The sequence below is a fragment of the Flavobacterium aquidurense genome, assembly GCF_002217195.1.
GTDB classification, from domain to species: domain Bacteria; phylum Bacteroidota; class Bacteroidia; order Flavobacteriales; family Flavobacteriaceae; genus Flavobacterium; species Flavobacterium frigidimaris.
In genome coordinates, this window is record NZ_MUGR01000010.1 from 17,870 (window position 1) to 37,016 (window position 19,147).

General features: G+C 34.6%; 17 protein-coding genes and 2 tRNA genes. 6 read left to right on the forward strand and 13 right to left on the reverse strand.

Annotation, left to right across the window (positions count from 1 at the left end; genetic code table 11):
* The first annotated feature begins 8 nt into the window (after nt 1-8).
* Entirely contained in the window at nt 9-398 is a 390-nt protein-coding gene (locus tag B0A67_RS06215; protein WP_072954344.1) for an SPOR domain-containing protein, read from the forward strand.
* Between the two features lie 790 nt (nt 399-1,188).
* On the opposite strand, the gene infB is transcribed toward B0A67_RS06215, so the two are convergent.
* From infB to rimP, 3 genes are read right to left on the reverse strand one after another with little or no spacing between them, the layout of a single operon-like run.
* On the reverse strand, nt 1,189-4,083 hold the full coding sequence (gene infB, locus B0A67_RS06230) for a translation initiation factor IF-2 (RefSeq protein ID WP_072954353.1): 2,895 nt from the start codon (nt 4,081-4,083) through the stop codon (nt 1,189-1,191).
* A gap of 48 nt (nt 4,084-4,131) precedes the next feature.
* Nucleotides 4,132-5,379 (reverse strand): transcription termination factor NusA, encoded by a 1,248-nt coding sequence (gene nusA / locus B0A67_RS06235; protein ID WP_041516381.1) that lies wholly within the window; start codon nt 5,377-5,379, stop codon nt 4,132-4,134.
* A gap of 13 nt (nt 5,380-5,392) precedes the next feature.
* Nucleotides 5,393-5,857, reverse strand: coding sequence for a ribosome assembly cofactor RimP (gene rimP / locus B0A67_RS06240; protein WP_072955520.1), 465 nt, complete (start codon nt 5,855-5,857; stop codon nt 5,393-5,395).
* 175 nt (nt 5,858-6,032) lie between these two features.
* Here rimP and B0A67_RS06245 point away from each other — a divergent pair, with 175 nt between their 5' ends.
* The 3 genes from B0A67_RS06245 to B0A67_RS06255 all read left to right on the forward strand — a co-directional run bounded on the left by B0A67_RS06245 (nt 6,033) and on the right by B0A67_RS06255 (nt 9,335).
* Nucleotides 6,033-6,875, forward strand: a complete 843-nt coding sequence (locus B0A67_RS06245) for a universal stress protein (protein WP_072954356.1) — start codon at nt 6,033-6,035, stop codon at nt 6,873-6,875.
* A gap of 171 nt (nt 6,876-7,046) precedes the next feature.
* Nucleotides 7,047-8,462, forward strand: coding sequence for an aldehyde dehydrogenase family protein (locus B0A67_RS06250; RefSeq protein ID WP_072954360.1), 1,416 nt, complete (start codon nt 7,047-7,049; stop codon nt 8,460-8,462).
* Between the two features lie 66 nt (nt 8,463-8,528).
* Nucleotides 8,529-9,335 (forward strand): helix-turn-helix domain-containing protein, encoded by an 807-nt coding sequence (locus tag B0A67_RS06255; protein WP_072954363.1) that lies wholly within the window; start codon nt 8,529-8,531, stop codon nt 9,333-9,335.
* A gap of 213 nt (nt 9,336-9,548) precedes the next feature.
* On the opposite strand, the gene B0A67_RS06260 is transcribed toward B0A67_RS06255, so the two are convergent.
* Both B0A67_RS06260 and B0A67_RS06265 read right to left on the reverse strand, forming a co-directional pair.
* Nucleotides 9,549-9,619 (reverse strand) — tRNA-Gln (locus B0A67_RS06260).
* Nucleotides 9,620-9,716: 97 nt separating this feature from the next.
* Nucleotides 9,717-9,787, reverse strand: a tRNA-Gln gene (locus B0A67_RS06265).
* 245 nt (nt 9,788-10,032) lie between these two features.
* On the opposite strand from B0A67_RS06265, the gene B0A67_RS06270 reads away from it, so the two are divergent.
* Complete coding sequence (locus tag B0A67_RS06270) at nt 10,033-13,314, forward strand: glycosyltransferase family 117 protein (protein ID WP_072954366.1); 3,282 nt, start codon at nt 10,033-10,035, stop codon at nt 13,312-13,314.
* Between the two features lie 90 nt (nt 13,315-13,404).
* The gene (locus B0A67_RS06275; protein WP_072954369.1) at nt 13,405-14,040 is read left to right on the forward strand and encodes a polysaccharide deacetylase family protein; all 636 of its coding nucleotides are present in this window, start codon (nt 13,405-13,407) and stop codon (nt 14,038-14,040) included.
* 27 nt (nt 14,041-14,067) lie between these two features.
* Here B0A67_RS06275 and B0A67_RS06280 read toward each other — a convergent pair whose 3' ends face one another.
* The 8 genes from B0A67_RS06280 to B0A67_RS06315 all read right to left on the reverse strand — a co-directional run bounded on the left by B0A67_RS06280 (nt 14,068) and on the right by B0A67_RS06315 (nt 19,021).
* Entirely contained in the window at nt 14,068-14,370 is a 303-nt protein-coding gene (locus B0A67_RS06280; protein ID WP_068844990.1) for a thioredoxin family protein, read from the reverse strand.
* Nucleotides 14,371-14,444: 74 nt separating this feature from the next.
* Complete coding sequence (locus B0A67_RS06285; RefSeq protein ID WP_072954372.1) at nt 14,445-15,680, reverse strand: metallophosphoesterase; 1,236 nt, start codon at nt 15,678-15,680, stop codon at nt 14,445-14,447.
* Between the two features lie 178 nt (nt 15,681-15,858).
* Nucleotides 15,859-16,044, reverse strand: a complete 186-nt coding sequence (locus tag B0A67_RS06290) for a hypothetical protein (protein ID WP_072954375.1) — start codon at nt 16,042-16,044, stop codon at nt 15,859-15,861.
* A 105-nt stretch (nt 16,045-16,149) separates the two neighbouring features.
* Nucleotides 16,150-17,487, reverse strand: a complete 1,338-nt coding sequence (locus tag B0A67_RS06295) for a sensor histidine kinase (protein ID WP_242670934.1) — start codon at nt 17,485-17,487, stop codon at nt 16,150-16,152.
* A gap of 10 nt (nt 17,488-17,497) precedes the next feature.
* Nucleotides 17,498-18,172, reverse strand: a complete 675-nt coding sequence (locus tag B0A67_RS06300; protein WP_072955523.1) for a response regulator transcription factor — start codon at nt 18,170-18,172, stop codon at nt 17,498-17,500.
* A gap of 187 nt (nt 18,173-18,359) precedes the next feature.
* Nucleotides 18,360-18,542, reverse strand: coding sequence for a hypothetical protein (locus B0A67_RS06305; RefSeq protein ID WP_072954380.1), 183 nt, complete (start codon nt 18,540-18,542; stop codon nt 18,360-18,362).
* Between the two features lie 49 nt (nt 18,543-18,591).
* Nucleotides 18,592-18,774, reverse strand: a complete 183-nt coding sequence (locus B0A67_RS06310) for a hypothetical protein (protein ID WP_072954383.1) — start codon at nt 18,772-18,774, stop codon at nt 18,592-18,594.
* Between the two features lie 49 nt (nt 18,775-18,823).
* Nucleotides 18,824-19,021, reverse strand: coding sequence for a hypothetical protein (locus B0A67_RS06315; RefSeq protein WP_072954386.1), 198 nt, complete (start codon nt 19,019-19,021; stop codon nt 18,824-18,826).
* Nucleotides 19,022-19,147 lie beyond the last annotated feature (126 nt).

Here is a 19,147-nt window from a genome sequence, read left to right on the forward strand (position 1 = left end):
ATCACATTATGAGAATTTTAGCCCCTTCAAAAAGAGCTTTCTTAACATTAACAATGTTCACTTTAGCATATAATATTCATGCTCAAGACCAAAATTTAATATTAAATCAAGACCCTAAATTCGAGCAATTACTGAATGACAAACGTAAAATTAACACGTCAATAAATACAAACGATACTTATAAAATCCAAATCTTCAGCGGCAAAAGCGAAGAAGCCAAGAAAACGTTATCGGATTTTAAAAGAGAATACAACACCATTGACGGCACGATAATTTTCAACACGCCAAACTATAAAGTAATGGTAGGTAATTTTAAAACAAGAATCGAAGCTGAAAGAAATCTTGCAGAAATCAAAAAAAGATACAAAAGCGTCTTTTTAATCAAACCAAGTAAATAAAAACAGTACGAATGCATCAAAAAGCGGGATCAAATCTCGCTTTTTTTACGCCTTATTTTAAATGAACACATTCAAAACTCAAAGTAAAAACCCAAAACACACTTTTAAAATAAATTTTTGTATTTTTTCTACAGATAAAACAACAGAATCCCTGGAATTAAATTCTTTTAAGAACCAATTTTACCAGAAAAAAATACCCTTATCAAACCAGAATTCAGCAGAAAAAAGCCAGACCGACCAGAAATCCAAATACGAAATAACAGCAAAATTCAGCCTCATCTAATCAAATCACATCTACCAAACAGTAAAAAAACATTTGCATTTCACTTTTAGAAATACCCAATAACTAATTCAAAACGGATTAAAAAACCTCTCAAAATACAAGCGGTTTTGATATTAAAACCCACTTCTTTAATACATTTTCATCCATTTTAACAACTAAACAAAAAAGAATAACGCATATATTCCTTTATAAAATAAGCTTTTATTTCAACAACATACCTTCACAACAACACCAAGAAAACAAATACCCACCTACTTAATCCATTCTAAATTCCACCTCAATAAAGGCAGGAATCATGATAAAAACCAGCTCTAAAAGCAATTTGCACCAGAGTCTTCACCTTCAAATTCCATTCTTTAAAATACTTCTTTCGGGATTAAAAGCAAAGCCAAATCAAACCTTTCCGAAAAAAGAAATAGACTTCAAAAGGGAACCTCTTTTAAAAAATAAAAACCACAAAAAAAAGTCCCAATTTTCATTGGGACTTTAAAATATAATTATTGAATTTTATTTCAATTTCTTTTTTATTGCAACTTCATGGTATGCTTCAATAACATCTCTTTCTTCGATGTCGTTGTAACCTTTAATCTGAATACCACAATCGTAACCTTTAGAAACCTCTCTAACATCATCTTTGAAACGTTTCAATGCAACAAGCTCACCTGTATGCACCACCACACCTTCTCTAATAACTCTAATTTTAGAAGTTCTCATGATTTTACCATCCATCACCATACAACCAGCAATTGAACCCACTTTAGAAATTTTGAAAATCTCACGAATCTCAGCTGTTCCTAAAATCTCTTCTTTCATCTCCGGAGCTAACATTCCTTCCATCGCATCTTTCAAGTCATCGATAGCAGCGTAGATAATAGAATAATAACGGATATCAATTTCTTCTTTATCAGCAAGCTGTCTTGCATTTCCAGCAGGACGAACGTTAAATCCGATAATGATCGCATCAGAAGCAGAAGCCAACATAACGTCAGTTTCAGTAATAGCCCCAACACCTTTATGTATGATATTAATTTGAATCTCTTCAGTAGAAAGTTTAGAGAACGAATCTGATAATGCTTCAACAGATCCATCAACGTCCCCTTTAAGGATCACGTTTAATTCTTTAAACTGACCAAGTGCAATACGACGACCAATTTCATCAAGCGTAATATGTCTTTGTGTACGTACAGATTGTTCACGCATTAATTGAGAACGTTTAGATGCAATTTGTTTCGCTTCTTTTTCGTCTTCAAATACATTGAACTTATCACCTGCAGTAGCAGCTCCATCTAAACCTAATACAGATACCGGAGTTGACGGTCCAGCTTCAAGAACTGTATGCCCTCTTTCATCATGCATGGCTTTAATTTTACCATGATGCTTACCGGCTAACATATAATCCCCAATTTTCAATGTTCCTTGTTGAACTAAAATTGTAGAAACATATCCTTTTCCTTTATCAAGGAAAGCCTCAACAACAGTTCCCTGTGCTGCTTTATTTGGATTCGCTTTTAAGTCTAAGATTTCTGCTTCTAATAAAACTTTTTCTAATAACTCTTTTACCCCTGTTCCAACTTTTGCAGAAATATCATGTGACTGAATTTTTCCACCCCAATCTTCAACAAGTAAATTCATACTAGCCAAACGCTCTTTGATTTTCTCAACATTAGCATTTGGTTTATCAATTTTATTGATAGCAAATATAATCGGTACTCCCGCAGCTTGTGCGTGAGAAATTGCTTCTTTTGTTTGTGGCATGATGTCATCATCCGCCGCTACAACAATAATAGCGATATCCGTAACCTGAGCTCCACGTGCACGCATCGCAGTAAACGCCTCGTGACCCGGTGTATCTAAGAATGCGATTTTTTGACCGTTATCTAAAGTTACTCCGTATGCTCCAATGTGCTGTGTAATACCTCCAGACTCACCAGCAATAACATTTTCTTTACGGATATAATCCAGTAAAGATGTTTTACCGTGATCGACGTGACCCATTACGGTAACAATTGGCGCTCTAACTACTAAATCTTCTTCTTTATCTGCAACTACCTCAATAGCTTCTTCGATATCAACTGTAATAAACTCAACTTCGTAACCAAATTCATCCGCTACAATAGTTAATGTTTCAGCATCTAAACGTTGGTTCATGGTTACCATGATACCAAGAGACATACAAGTTCCAATTACTTTAGTAATCGGCACATCCATCATGATTGCAATTTCACCTACAGTAACAAACTCAGTAACTTTAATCGTTTTACTTCCTTCGTCAATGGCTCTTTGCTCTTCATCAGATTTCTGACGGTGCGTATCTCTTTTATCTCTTCTGTACTTAGCAGCTTTTGATTTTCCACCTTTACCCTGAAGTTTTTCAAGAGTCTCTCTAATTTGGTTTTTTACTTCCTCTTCAGTAGGCTCTACTTTAGCAACAATTGCAGGACGGTTTCCTTTCACAAAACCTGGTCTTGCACTTCTGTTAGCATTAAAGCCTCCACCACCGGTATTTGGTGTAATTTTATTAGGATTTGGAGTTCCAGGCGCATGTGTAGCAGGTTTTGCCGCACCCGGTGTTCCCGGTTTAGGAGCGATTCTTTTACGCTTATTTTTATTAGCATTATTTCCGGCTCCCGGAGCTCCTGGTTTATTAGGAGTTATCTTTGGATCTTCTTTCTTCTTCTTAGGTTTATTAAATTGAGACAAGTCAATTGTTTGCCCAGTAAGAGTAGTTCCAGATAATTTTTGATATTGTGTAGTGATAGTCTCCTCAGCAGTTGCAGGATCAGTTGAAACAACTGGCTCTTGTGCTACTTTTGGAGTTTCCGCTTTCGCTTCTTTCACTTCTTTTACTTCTTTTTTCTCTGTAATAATAGGTTTTTCCACCTTTTTCTCTTCAGAAACTACAGGAGCCACTGGCTCTGTCTGTACAATTTCTTTTTGAACAGGCTTTTCTGGCTGAGCTGGAGCAACAACTACTTTTGATTCTTCTACCTTAACCGGTTCTTCAGCAGGCGTAGAAACAATAGCAACAGGTTTCTTCGGATTTAAATCTATTTTACCAACTTGAACAGGTCCTGTTACAACAGCTCTCGCTTTTATAACTTCTTGTTGTTTCTGGCGTTCTTCGTCTTGTCTGCGTTTGTCTTCAATTTCTTTTTCGCGCTCTACACGCAAAGCTTCTTTCTCTTTTCTTTTCTCTTCACCCACTTCTTTAGAAGCTTCTTTATTCCCCTTATCGCCCGCAAATTGGCTTTGTAGGATATTAAATTCGCTATCAGAAATTTTCGCATTCGGATTTGCATCAATAGCAATCCCCTTATCTTTTAGATAATCAACAGCTCTTTCTAACGAAATATTTAATTCCCTTAAAACCTTGTTTATTCTTATTACTCTCTCTTCAGACATATAACCTTTTTATTATTACCTTTTTCGTTGTGTTGTTAGAGCAGATAACTAGCTATCAAACTCTTCTTTTAGTATTTTCATAACATCAAGAATTGTTTCCTCTTCTAAATCTGTTCTTCTTACTAAATCTTCTACTTCTTGCTTTAAGATACTTCTAGCTGTATCCAAACCAATTTTTGCAAATTCCTCGATAACCCAGCCTTCAATTTCATCTGAAAACTCAGTTAATTCAACGTCATCATCTTCACCACTAGCAACATCACCTTCTCTGATAACATCTAGCTCGTAACCCGTTAGCTGACCCGCTAATTTTATATTATGACCACCTCTACCAATTGCTTTAGAAACTTCTTCTAATTTCAAGAATACTTCAGCTCTTTTATTCTCTTCATCAATTTTGATTGAAGAAACTTTTGCAGGGCTTAATGCTCTTGTAATAAACAACTGAATATTACTTGTATAGTTGATTACATCAATATTTTCGTTTCCTAACTCACGAACAATTCCGTGAATACGAGATCCTTTCATACCAACACAAGCTCCAACAGGATCAATTCTGTCATCATAAGAATCCACAGCTACTTTTGCTTTTTCACCTGGAATACGCACTACGTTTTTAACTGTAATTAAACCGTCAAATACTTCCGGAATTTCTTGTTCAAACAATTTTTCCAAAAACTTCTCAGAAGTTCTGGACATAATAATCTGAGGCTTATTTCCTTTCAATTCAACACTTTCAATGATTCCACGAACATTATCTCCTTTACGGAAAAAGTCAGATGGGATTTGTTTTTCTTTTGGAAGTACAATTTCATTTCCTTCATCATCGACCAAAATTACAACTCTTGGGCGAACATGGTGCACTTCTGCAGTATAAATATCACCAATAATATCTTTAAATTGCTTGTAAAGATTAGTATTATCGTGTTCGTGAATTTTAGATATTAAGTTTTGACGTAAAGCAAGTATAGCTCTTCTTCCGAGATCAATCAGCTTTACCTCTTCAGAAACTTCTTCACCAATTTCAAAATCCGCTTCGATCATTCTTGCTTCAGTCAGGGTAATTTCTTCGTTCTCAAAATCCAGATCTTCATCAGCAACGATTACTCTTCTTCTCCAAATCTCCATATCTCCCTTATCAGGATTTATAATGATGTCAAAGTTATCATCAGAACCGTATTTTTTCTTCAATGCATTTCTGAACACATCCTCTAAAATTGCCATAAGCGTTACACGATCAATAAGTTTATTATCCTTAAACTCTGAGAATGAATCGATTAATGCTAAATTTTCCATGCGAATTCTTTAATTAAAATGTTACTGTAACAATTGCCTCTTTAATTTCTGTATAAGGTATTTGTTGCTCTTTTTGAACTGTTTCTTTTCCTTTTCCTACTTTTTTCGGTTCTCTTGCTTTCCAATACAAAATTATAAAAACATCGTTAGCTTCCACTAATTCTGCTTCAATTTTTTCAGTATTTGTAGTAACAATCAATGTTCTACCAATATTTTTTATGTATTGTCTTGTCAATTTCAATGGTGATCCTACTCCAACCGATGCTACTTCAAGCGAAAAATCCTGTTCTTCACGATCCAGATTATTCTCGACTGCACGACTCACGTCAATACAATCCTGCAGCGCCACTCCATTATCCCCATCTAAACCTACACTAATCTTGAAAGAGTCTGAGATAGCCAGATCAATCAAAAAGATTGATGGCTTTTCTAAAAGAGCCTCCGCTATTAATCCGTTTACTTTTTCTTTAAATGTCATAATTTTATAAAAAGAGGGGACACTTAGTCCCCTCATTATTTAGATTTTAATAAATAACGGTGCAAATATAGTGTTTTTTTTATAAACCAAAAATAATAGATTGCCCTAAAAATATTTCTTATCTTTATAAGAGCATCAAAACAATAGAATTTCACATTTTTCAACTCCAAAAATCATGAAACAAATTCTAGTACCTACCGACTTTTCTGAACCTGCGGAAAACGCCCTGAAAGTCGCCGCACAAATTGCTAAAAAAAACAACTCCGAAATCATCATTTTGCACATACTTGAACTACCAAGCCAGATGAATGACGCAGTATTAGGAGGAGCAAGCATTCTGGAAACCATGCTTTTTATAAAAAAAGCGAACGAAATGCTCGATGAAGTCTCATCAAGACCTTATCTGGACGGAATTTGGATAACTGAAATCGTAAAAATAGACAAACCCATTCACGGCATCTCACAAGTAAGCAAAGAGCATAATGCCGACTTGATTGTTATGGGCTCTCACGGCTCCTCAGGAATCGAAGAATTACTACTAGGATCAAATACAGAAAAGATGGTTCGCAATTCCGAAATTCCGGTTTTAGTGATCAAAAAAGACATTGCAAACTTCAATACTTCAAATATTATTTTAGCGTCAGATTTTTCATACGAAACAAGAAAACCTTTCGAAAAATTCATCAACCTGGCCAACTTCTTCGAAGCAAAAATACACCTGGTTACGATTTGTACACCAAACAGTTTTAAAACAACTCATGCCGCAGAAAAAGCCATGAACAAATTCATTTCTGAATTCAATCCAGGCAATTATCAAACACATATTTACAACGACACCAATATCGAAAAAGGAATTATCAACTTTTCAAACAGCATAAACGCTGACATTATTGGAATGTGCACTCACGGAAGAACCAGTTTCGCTCACTTTTTTAACGGAAGCATTAGCGAAGGTTTAGTCAATCATGCCATAAAACCTGTCTTAACATTCAAGATCCAAACCTCTCCTTCCTCATAACACAAAAAAGCTTCTCGATCGAGAGGCTTTTTTTTGCATCAATTGAAAATAACTATTCTTTTTAAAAACTACACCATGAGCTTTACAACAAAGCCCATTTGAACTTTACAACAAAGCCAACAGCGCTCTTAATCCGGATCTTTGTCAAATAAAATTCATAAACAATACAACATGAAAACAATAGACAAAATCTATATTAACGGAGAATTCGTTACTCCGGAAGGATCAGAATATTTCGATTTAATCAGCCCAACAACAAACGAAAAATTAGGAAAAGTACTTTTAGGAAATAAAAAAGACACACAAAACGCTATAGCAGCGGCAAAAGCAGCATTCAAAACTTTTTCCAAAACCACAATCTCAGAAAGAATTCAATACTTAAAAAACATTAAGGCTTCTATAGAGAAAAGAAAAGAAGAATTCATTGCCGTAATGATTAAAGAATATGGCGGAACACTGCAATTTTCAACAATAAGCTACGACTACATGTTAAAGAGTTTCGATGCTGCAATTAACCTATTAAACACCTACAATTTTACCAAAATAATGGGAGAATCTGAAGTTCAAATGACACCGCTTGGCGTTGTTGGAATCATTATTCCCTGGAATTCAAGCAATGGTTTTATCTGCAGCAAACTCTCAACCGCGATAGCTGCAGGATGCACAGTTGTAATAAAACCAAGCGAAATGAGCGCACAACAAACACAATTAATTACTGAATGTCTTCACGAAGCGGGATTGCCAAAAGGCATTTTTAATATCGTAAACGGATTAGGCGAAATTGTTGGCGCAGAAATAAGCCGAAATCCGGATATTGCAAAAATTTCTTTTACAGGATCTACAAACGTTGGAAAAATTATTGCAAAAGAAGCGGTCGAAACCATGAAACGTGTCACTCTCGAACTTGGAGGAAAATCACCAAACATCATTCTCGACGACGCTGATCTGGAACAAGTAATTCCGCTTGCCATAATCGCCGCTTACATGAATAGCGGACAAGCCTGTATTGCAGGAACCAGACTCTTAATTCCCGAAAACAGACTAGAAGAAGCAAAAGAATTACTAAAGAAAACTTTATCCGACACTATTGTTGGAGATCCGGAAAATAAAACAACGGCAGTTGGCCCAATGGTTAGCGTAAAACAATACGAGCGCGTTCAGAATTACATTCAAATTGGTATTAACGAAGGCGCTGAAATATTAATTGGAGGCTTAGGAAAACCCGCAGGACTTGAAAAAGGAAACTTCGTAAAACCAACTGTTTTCATCAATGTAAACAATCAAATGCGAATTGCAAGAGAAGAAATTTTCGGCCCGGTTTTATCTGTTATCACTTACAAAACTAAGGAAGAAGCAATTGAAATCGCCAATGACACCACTTACGGACTACAAGCATACGTAAACTCATCAGACGAAAAAAGAGCTCACAAAGTAGCCTCACAAATCAATGCAGGCCGCGTGCAAATAAACGGAATCGGACATGATCCGATGGCGCCATTTGGAGGATTTAAACAATCCGGAATAGGCAGGGAATTTGGCACAATTGGACTAGAAGCCTACCTTGAACCAAGAGCTTTAATTCGCTAAACAAACATTCACAGATCCGGAAAACTTTACCTAAAAGACTTCCGGATCTTTTAGTAACTTTACTTTATGACAGCAAAATCATCTACAAAGCCAAAAATACTCTACTCCTGCTATTTTACCCGCAGCCGCGAAGGAGAAAACTTCATACCCGAACATGTGTTCAGTTACCAGATTTCAGGAGAAATGATAGCTTCAGACAGCAAAAACACTTATCATTCTAAAGAAGGAGACTTTCGCTTTAGCAAAAGAAATCATTTAGCAAAATTCGTTAAAATTCCGCCTGAAGGAGGAGAATTTAAAACGATATCACTTTTTTTAGATCAGGAAATTTTACGCGAAGTTAGCGCCGAATATGATTTTAAAATCAATAAAAAGCCAGACTCTCAAGCTATGATTTCCCTAGCCCCAAATTCGCTTTATAAGTCTTTCATGAATTCACTTATATCTTATTTAGAGATCGAAGAAGAAAACAACGAAGCTTTATTTCGTTTAAAAATAAAAGAAGCCATTCACCTTTTACTCAAAGTAAATCCTGAATTGAAAGATATTTTATTCGATTTTAATGAGCCCGGCAAAATTGATCTGGAAGCTTTCATGAATAAGAATTTTCATTTCAATGTTCACCTTACCCGCTTTGCTTATCTCACCGGCAGAAGCTTAGCCACTTTCAAAAGAGACTTTCAGAAAGTCTTTCAGGAAACACCCGGAAAATGGCTATTAAACAAAAGACTACAGGAAGCCTATTATCTGATTAATCAGGGAAAATCGCCATCCGAAGTTTACATTGGAGTTGGATTTGAAGATTTATCCCATTTCTCCTTTTCCTTCAAAAAGAAATTCGGAGTTGTACCTTCTTCTTTATTATCGAAATAAAACCATTATATAAATTCCTATTTTAAAAATTCCAAATTCCAAACTTTATAAATTGAGACACCATCATGATCCTTGTTCTCAAGATTAAAACCTCGAACTATTGACAAAACACAGATTTCATAATACTTACCTATTTGCCATCTATTCCAGAAATTTGGAATTTTTAAAAAAGTTATGGCATAAAAAAAGCCTCTCGAATGAGAGGCTTTTATGTTGGTCTACAAGGACTCGAACCTTGAAAGACTGCACCAAAAACAGTTGTGTTACCATTACACCATAGACCAGTAAGATTGCTTACGCGAATGCAAATTTAAAGCTTTTTTTAGTTTGCACAACTTTTTTTTTGAATAAAAAAGCCTCTCGATTGAGAGGCTTTTTATGTTGGTCTACAAGGACTCGAACCTTGAAAGACTGCACCAAAAACAGTTGTGTTACCATTACACCATAGACCAGCGTTGCTGTTAAGCGAGTGCAAATTTAAAGCTTTTTTTAGTTTGCGCAAACTTTTTGACGAAAAAAAATCATTTTTTTTTATTTTTCTTTCTCTTCAACTCGTAATGCTTTTGCAAGTATTTCACAAACAATACATTACTTCAGTCAAATACTTTTGTAGAATTTTATGTTAATGCTCTTCTCTTTAAACAAAAAAACATTTTCTTTGTAGGATAGAAAACTTATATAATTATAACACCTAAATATGGCACAATTCAATTTCAATAAATGGAATACAATTATTGGTTGGTTTGCATTTGCAATCGCTTTAATTACCTATACATTAACTGTCGAACCTACTATGAGCTTTTGGGATTGCGGCGAATACATTGCCACAGCCGCTAAATTAGAAGTGGGCCACCCTCCGGGAGCTCCTTTATTCCAGATGATGGGTGCTTTTTTTGCCATGTTTGCCATAGATGCACAACACGTGGCTTTAATGGTAAATATGATGTCTGTTTTCTCAAGTGCCTTTACTATTTTATTCATGTTCTGGTCTTCTTCTATGATTTTGAAAAAAATTATAGAACGTTTTTCAGAAATCAACCAAAACAACTCCATTGTTATATTAGGAAGTTCTTTTGTTGGCGCCCTTGCCTACACTTTCTCGGACAGTTTCTGGTTTAATGCCGTTGAAGCCGAAGTTTACGCCATGGCATCTTTATTAATTGCATTGCTTTTCTGGCTGGGTCTTCGTTGGGAACAAGACATGGACAAACCTAAAGGAAACAAATGGTTACTTGTTATATCACTTGTTGTAGGGCTTTCTTTCGGAGTTCACTTCATGGCTTTACTAACGATTCCTTCTATAGGCTTTCTTTATTACTTTAAACATTATGAAAAAGTAACTATTAAAAACTTTCTTATTGCAAATATTGTAGTAATAGGTATTCTATTATTTATATTTAAACTGTTATTACCATTAACAATGGAAGCTTTTGCTGACACTGAAGTTTTCATGGTAAACAACATGGGACTACCATTTAATTCAGGAACTATTTTTGTTGCCTTACTTCTAATTGCTTTTTTCTATTTTGGATTAAAATTGACCAAACAAAAGGGATTGATTTTCTACAACACTATAATTCTCTGCATTTTATTTATTTTTATTGGCTTCTCAACCTGGATGATGTTACCGGTTCGCGCTAATGCAAACCCTGTAATCAACGAAAACAAACCATCAGATGCTGCCGAAGTATTAGCCTATTACAATCGTGAACAATACGGTGTAAACCCTTTATTTTACGGACCTCAGTATACTGAAGTTTTTGCCGGGCTTGACGCAAAAAATCCATATTCAGACAAAAAGCCTAACTACGAAAGAGATTATAAAACCGGTAAATATATTATTACCAATAATTTCAAAAACGCCAGTCAAAACACAGATGACAACCAAAAAGCGTTTCTGCCAAGAATGTGGAGTACTGAAACAGGACACATTCAGAACTATATCAGCTTTACAAATCCTCCTAAATTCAAATTAAATCCTAACTACGATTACGAACAGGATTTAGGAAAATACGGAATTGACGCAAGTCAGCTAACCGAAGAAGAATACAATAAAGCAACAGCACAACTGCGCAATGAAGTCGAAAAAACGATTACTGAGTTTAGAAATGCTTATGCTCAAAAACAAATTGACAACGAGGGTTATGTTAAATTTCTAAAAAGCTATGGCGATTATTTAATTATTGAAAAGCCGACTGCTGCAGATAATTTCAGTTTTATGTTCGAATACCAATTTGGATACATGTACTGGAGGTACCTGATGTGGAATTTTGTTGGAAAACAAAGTGATATTCAGGGAAAATACGATAATCTTGACGGAAACTGGATCAGCGGAATCAAAGCGCTGGACTCTTTACACCTTGGTTCTCAGGACAATTTACCATCTGATGTTCTAAACAACAAAGGACGAAACGTTTACTACTTCCTGCCGTTTATCTTAGGAATCATCGGCATAATGTACCACGCCAATAAAGACCTTAAAAGTTTTTATGTGCTTTTAGCATTATTTCTCTTTACCGGAATTGCATTAAAAATCTACCTGAATGAGCGACCTTTTGAGCCTCGTGAAAGAGATTATGCACTTGTAGGATCTTTTTATGTATTTGCCATCTGGATAGGTTTTGGGGTTTATTCTCTCTACGAAAGCCTGCAGAAATATATTGCTCCTAAAATTGCCGGCCCTGCCATAATTGCTGCAAGTTTACTGGCCGCTCCAGTTTTAATGGCTTCCCAAAACTGGGACGATCATGACAGATCAGGTAAATATACAGCAGTTGCAATGGCAAAAGCTTACCTGAATTCCTGCGATAAAAACGCCATTTTATTTACCATTGGTGATAATGACACCTTCCCACTATGGTACGCCCAGGAAATTGAAGGCTTTAGAACAGATGTTAAAATCGTAAATACCAGTTTAGTGAATACAGATTGGTATATCGATCAAATGAAAGCAAAAGCATACGAATCAGATCCTTTACCAATTTCATTTACACATGATCAATATGTGGGAGATAATTTAGATTACGTTGCTCATATTCCAAAAATTCAAACACGTTGGAACATTAACGACTTCATTGATTTTATCAAAAACCCAAAATCAACTGTAGGTCTACAAAACGGGCAAATAATTCATTTTTATCCAACAAATAAAATCAGAGTTCCTGTTGATAAAGAGGCTATCATCAAAAACAAGGTGGTGAACCCTAAATACAACGATTCTATCGTTCCGTATATGGATATTGACATTAAAGGAAGTGCCCTGTATAAAAACCGTTTAATAATGCTGGATATCCTTGCTAACAACAATTGGAAACGACCAATTTACTTTAGCGGAGGTGCTTTTGACGATGAAGATTACCTGTGGTTAAAAGATTATTTACAATTAGACGGAATGGTCTACAAATTAGTTCCTATCAGAAACAAATATTCAAAAGATGGCGGACCAATGGACATGGGACAAATTGATGCTGACAAAATGTACAATATTGTAATGAAATGGGATTGGGGCAACAGCGATAGCGATAAAATCTATCACGATCCTGAAACCAGAAGAAACAGCATTACGTACCGAACAAATTTATCCCGTTTAATGAACCAGCTTATTAAAGAGGGCCAAATTGACAAAGCTAAAAACATCATTAATTTAGCGATGACAAAAATGCCTTTAGATAAATTTGGATACTATTCTTTAGTTGAACCATTTGCCGGAGGATATTATAAAGTTGGAGAAACTGCAAAAGCTCAGGATTTACTGAACAAACTGGTTCAGAAATACAAAGAGGAATTAAACTATTATGCCACTTTAACGCCTGGCGATCAAACTGACCTGGCTATCGATATCATTACTGATATCGAGCGGTACAGAAGCTTATTGCAAGTTATGAAAGACAACAAAGACCTTGCTTTCTACGAAAAACACAAAACGACATTTAACACTTATGTAAATGTTTTTGAACGTTTTGGAAGAGAAAAAGAATAATATACGAAAAACATAGCAATTAAAAAAATGCAGCCCGATTTGATAAATTGAGCTGCATTTTTTATTTTTACATATATAAAACTATTCAAAATGAGCTTTTATTGGGTAAAAACAAATTCATTCATCAAAAGGGTATTTTCTAAATATTGCTGGGACATCCCAAACAATGAAAAGAAAATATACCTAACCTTTGATGATGGCCCAACTCCTGAAATCACAGACTGGGTTTTATCTGAATTGAAAAAGTTTGATGCAAAAGCCACTTTCTTCTGTATCGGGAAAAATATAAAAGCCAACTTGTCTTTATTCGAGAAGCTAATTACTGATGGCCACTCCATAGGAAATCACACTATGAATCATGTTAACGGCTGGAAGAGCAACAATAACGATTACATCGAAAATGTAAAAAATTGCGCTGCTGTTTTAGAAGAAGAAAAAACCTGTAACCTTATATTTCGTCCGCCTTACGGAAAAATAAAAAAGGCACAATCTAAAATCCTGAGAAAACTAGGCTATAAAATAATTATGTGGGACGTTTTGAGCGCTGATTTTGATCAGACTATTACTCCTGAAAAATGTCTTGAAAACGTTACTAAAAACGTAAAATCTGGAAGTGTAATTGTATTTCATGACAGCATAAAAGCTTCGCCAAATTTAAAATTTGCCTTGCCTAAAACTTTACACTTTTTAAAGGAAAACGGATATACTTTTGATATTATTCACTAATAATATCACTTAAAGAAGTCGTGTATTTTATAAATTGAATTGCTCCTGGACAATTCCAATAATCGTATTCGCATCTAACTCACCTGACTGCCTCCAGATCATTTGCCCTTCTTTATAAATCATTAAAGTAGGAAGTCCTTTTATACGCAGCGCTTCTGCTAATTCCTGATTTTTATCCACATCGATTTTAATGACTTTGGCTTTATCGCCAAGTGCAGCAGCAACATCCTTAATTACAGGATGCATCGATACGGATGATTCGTTCCAATCAGTGTAAAAATCAATTAACACTGGAACCTGAGCATTTATAAGTTCTCCAAATTTTGACATAAAACCAAAAATTTAATTATTTTTTATTCTGTTAAAAAGAGATAATTATATACAAATGTAGCATTTTTAACGAATTAAGCCACATTGTTCCCTTTTTTTAGTTCAATCACTGTTATTTCAGGCATGATACCCACTCTTCCAGGATAGGCGTGAAAACCAAATCCGCGGTTTACATAAACGTATCGACCAAGATTTTCGTATAATCCTGCCCATTGCTTGTAAATATATTGTGCCAAACTCCATTTAAAATAACCCGGAATTTCAATCCCAAATTGCATGCCATGCGTATGTCCTGCCAATGTTAAATGAAAGTTTTTAGGATGATTTTTAATCTCATACTCCCAATGACTCGGGTCATGACTCATTAATACCTTAAAATCGTCCTGATGCACATTTTGAGAAGCTTTATTTAAATCTCCTGCCTTTTTAAAATTATGTCCCCAGTTCTCTACTCCGATTAAAGCGATTTTATCATTGCCTTTTTGAATATAAGTATGTTCGTTTAACAAAAGTTCAAATCCAATTTGTCCATAAAGATCCTTGATCGCCTTAAAATTTTCATCTTTTTCTTTCTCAGATGGCCAGGTAACATATTCGCCATAATCATGATTCCCTAAAACTGAAAATTTCCCGTATTTATACTCTTTTATTCTATTAAAAGTCTCTAACCATGGGTGCATTTCCTTGGCATGAGTATTTACAATATCTCCGGTAAACAAAATCATATCTGCTTCTTGCTCATTAATCAGGTCAATGGCATAATTTATCTTCTCCGGATTATCAAAACTTCCGCTATGAACGTCTGAAATCTGAGTAATTTTGAATCCATCAAAAGCATCCGGTAAATCAGGGAAAAATATCGTTTGTCTAAATACTTTAAAATTATATTTCCCTTCAAAAATTCCGTAGATCAATGACAAAAAAGGAACCGCTGCCAAACCTAATGCAATCTGACTAACAAACTTTCGCCTGTTTGGCATCATTTCAGAACGAGGTGTATTGTACATGAAATAATTCAGAATACTTGCTCCTATTCTAAAAATATCTTCCCCAAACATTACCAGCGTCAAAACTATTTTTGGCACATAAACCAACAACATTAACCCCATTGTAAACATGGTTTGTCTGGTTTGCCCAACAGAACGATCAAATTGTGTAAAAGAGTAAACAATAAAAATCAAAAGCAGCAAGCTAATAACCTGATAACTTACCAAAACCCATCGTAGCCTGATTAAAGTACGGAAGGCCTGATAAGAATAGAACTCAATAAATAAAAAAAGAGCACATAGAATTACAAAACGTAAGATCATTATTTATAGTTTTAAACAAAGTAACAAAGAATGGAAATTTTATGGCTTTTTATTATCAAAAATTTAACTCAAATAACAACAAAAAGCTGATAGATTTCTCCACCAGCTTTTTCTCTACCAAATTTTTTAAAACCTTTATAATCCACAACACGCTTTACATTCGCAAACCTATGTCGTTTTATTTTTGAGCCTTTGCAGCTTCTGGTTTTGCAGCTTCTGCTTTTTTAGCTTTTTTATCTGCTTTTTTCTCTTTTTTAGGAGCTTTAGCTTCTTTTACCGGAGTTGTTTGTGCTGGAGTTGTTTGAGCACTTACCATTGCAGTTGTTCCTAGAACAGCTACTGCTAACATTACTAATTTTTTCATGATTGAAGTTTTATGATTATTATTATTTTCATTTATTATACCTCAAAGATATAATCACTAAATGAAGATTAAATGAAGATTGAACCTCCTGAATAAAATTAACTTTTAATTATGTTTTGCAGCTACCGGAAAGAGCAACATAAAGACTGTACCTTCATTTATTACAGAAGTAACTTTTATCTCGATATGATGAAAAGAAGCAATACTATCCGCTATCGCAAGACCTAACCCCTGACCATCCTGATCTGAACTAATTCTCGCAAACCTGTTAAATATATTTTCTATTTGAGAAGCCATCATTCCAATACCAGAATCCGTTATCGAAATAAAGTACCTATCCTCTAAAAAACCATCGGTAACCAGAATGCTCCCTTTGGGCTTATTGTACTTTACAGCATTAATAACTAAATTATAAATCAGAATATGAATCAGTGTTTTATTTCCCGTGAAGATAAAATCATGCTCCATTTTATTCAAAAACTGAATTTCCCTGTCTTCCATTCTATCCTGCAAATCCTCCTGAAGATCCGTAATCAGCTCATGAAAATTAATACTTTCATTTGCTTCATACTGGTTATTTTCGATTCTGGAAATCAACAATAAGTTATTGATGATTTTCTTGAGCATGTCCAAAGTTCGCAGTGCACCGGCAATTTTATCAAAAGCATTATCATCTAATGACTCATTTTGCAGTAAATTCTCGAATTTGTTTTTAAGCAAAGCAATTGGCGTAAGCAATTCATGAGAGACATTCGAAATAAATTGTTTTTCTTTTTTGAAAAGCTCCGCAATACGATCCATCATTTGATTCAGTACAAAATCCAGCTCTCTAAAATCTCTGGATCTTGCCTTTATTGGCGTATGATCAAAGGCTTCAGGCTCGTTGACCCGCCTTATTTTTGTATCAATAATTTTATAAAAAGGCTTGAGCAAATATTCGATGTAAAATGTGTCTGCCAAAAAAGTAATAAATAGTATGACAACAAAAACAATGATAATAAAAAATTTAATGATAAAAGTAAGGTCTTTTACTTCTCCTAAACTACTCCCAATTTCTAACTGATACCCTTGATTATCAAACGTAAAATGATATTGCAGGATTCTGTATTCATTTTCTTCGCCTTCGATAATTCGATATTCATTCGTAAAAACAGCTTTCTTCTGATTGTGTTTTATTGGAGATTTCGAAAGTACCAAAAACTCGCTATGAAGTGTAGAAAATTGCGAATAGGTTTCAGTCGAATCGTCTGAATTTTCAATGAAATCATTAATTTCATTTCGATCTAAATGATCAATAAACTTCTTCTTTTTCTCCAGCAGTCCATTATTAATGTGCCTGTAAACCACATTTTCGACCAGAATAGGCAACATTAGCCACAAAACGACAATTACCAACAATCGCGTCAGCGCATTAAAAATAGCCAATTGGTGTTTTATCTTCACAATACTTTATTTACTCATTAATACGATAACCTACATTTCTAACGGTTTCAAACCAATCGATAGCAGTATGTTTATCGAGTTTTTTTCGGAGATTTCGAACATGAACATCTATAAAATTAGAATCTGAATTGACTTCGAGAATATCCCCCCAGATATGTTCTGTAAGCTGTAATCTGGTAATTACCCTGTTTTTATTCAGAACCAAATATTGAAAGATATCAAACTCTTTTTTCGTCAGACTAATTGGTATTTCATTGTAACTTACTTTATAATCCTGAAGCTGTAATAAAAAACCGTGAATACTTAAATTATTCAACGTAAAACCATGAATCCTGCGAATAACAGCAAACAGTCGCGCGCTAAGTTCGGTTAGCGCAAATGGTTTGGTCAAATAATCATCTGCTCCTAAATGCAGACCGTTTATCCTGTCGTCCAGCTCTCCTCGTGCCGTAAGTACAATCACAGCCATTTTTGATTTTGTTTTTCGAACCGTTTTCAAAATATCAAAACCATCTCCGTCAGGCAAACCAAGATCAAGAAGCATTGCATCATAATCATTACTACTAACCTCTTCTAAAGCATCGCTACAATTATGGGCAATTTTGCAAACGTAACCTACGTTGCACAAAAAATCATAAACTTCGACAGCGAGTTCCTTATTATCCTCAACAATTAAAATATTCATAAATACAGCATTTAAACGCAACTAAATTTAAGCAATTATAAAAAGCCTTGTTGCAAATTATAAAAAAAATAACGAATCAAAAAAAGCTGATAAATTTCTTTATCAGCTTTCTCCCTGCATCCTCATAATCATTACTTCTGTTTTGCCTCCCTTACAATTATTTGAAAGCAAAAGAAAAACAATCTTATTATTTCATTTTAGCGGTATCTGCTTTTGGAGCTTCTGACTTCACTTTTTTATCCGCTTTGTTTTTATGGTGTTTTGTGGCTTTAACTTCTTTTGCAGGAGTTGCCTGAGTTGGAGTTGTTTGTGCACTTACCATTGCGCTAGTTCCTAAAACTGCTGCTAATACTATAAATAAATTTTTCATGATTTCTAAATTTTAAATTAATTAACCTTTTACTTTATAATAACCTTTTTTATTTTGCTTTTGGGGTTTCAGCTTTTACAGCTTCTGACTTCACTTTTTTATCTGCTTTGTTTTTGTGGTGCTTTGTCGCTTTTACTTCTTTTGCAGGAGCTGTCTGAGCTGGAGTTGTTTGAGCACTTACCATTGCACTTGTTCCTAAAACTGCTACTAATACAATAAATAAATTTTTCATGATTTCTAAATTTTAAATTAATTAACCTTTTATTTTACAATACCTTTTCTTATTTTTTTACTTTAGCTGTCTCTACTTTAGCAGCCTCGCTTTTTTCTGATTTTACTTTTTTATCAGATTTGGCTTTAGGGTGTTTTGTCGCTTTTACTTCTTTTGCAGGAGCTGTTTTTACCTCTTTTGCAGGAAATGCACTTACCATTACACTTGTGCCTAAAACTGCTACTAATAACATCAATAAATTTCTCATGATTTCTACTATTTAAAAATTAATACCTTTTATTTTACAGATCAAATGTACCCCTGTAATATGAAGACAAAATGAAGAAATCCCTGATCATAATTATTTTAACGTGACATTAACTATTGGGTGTTT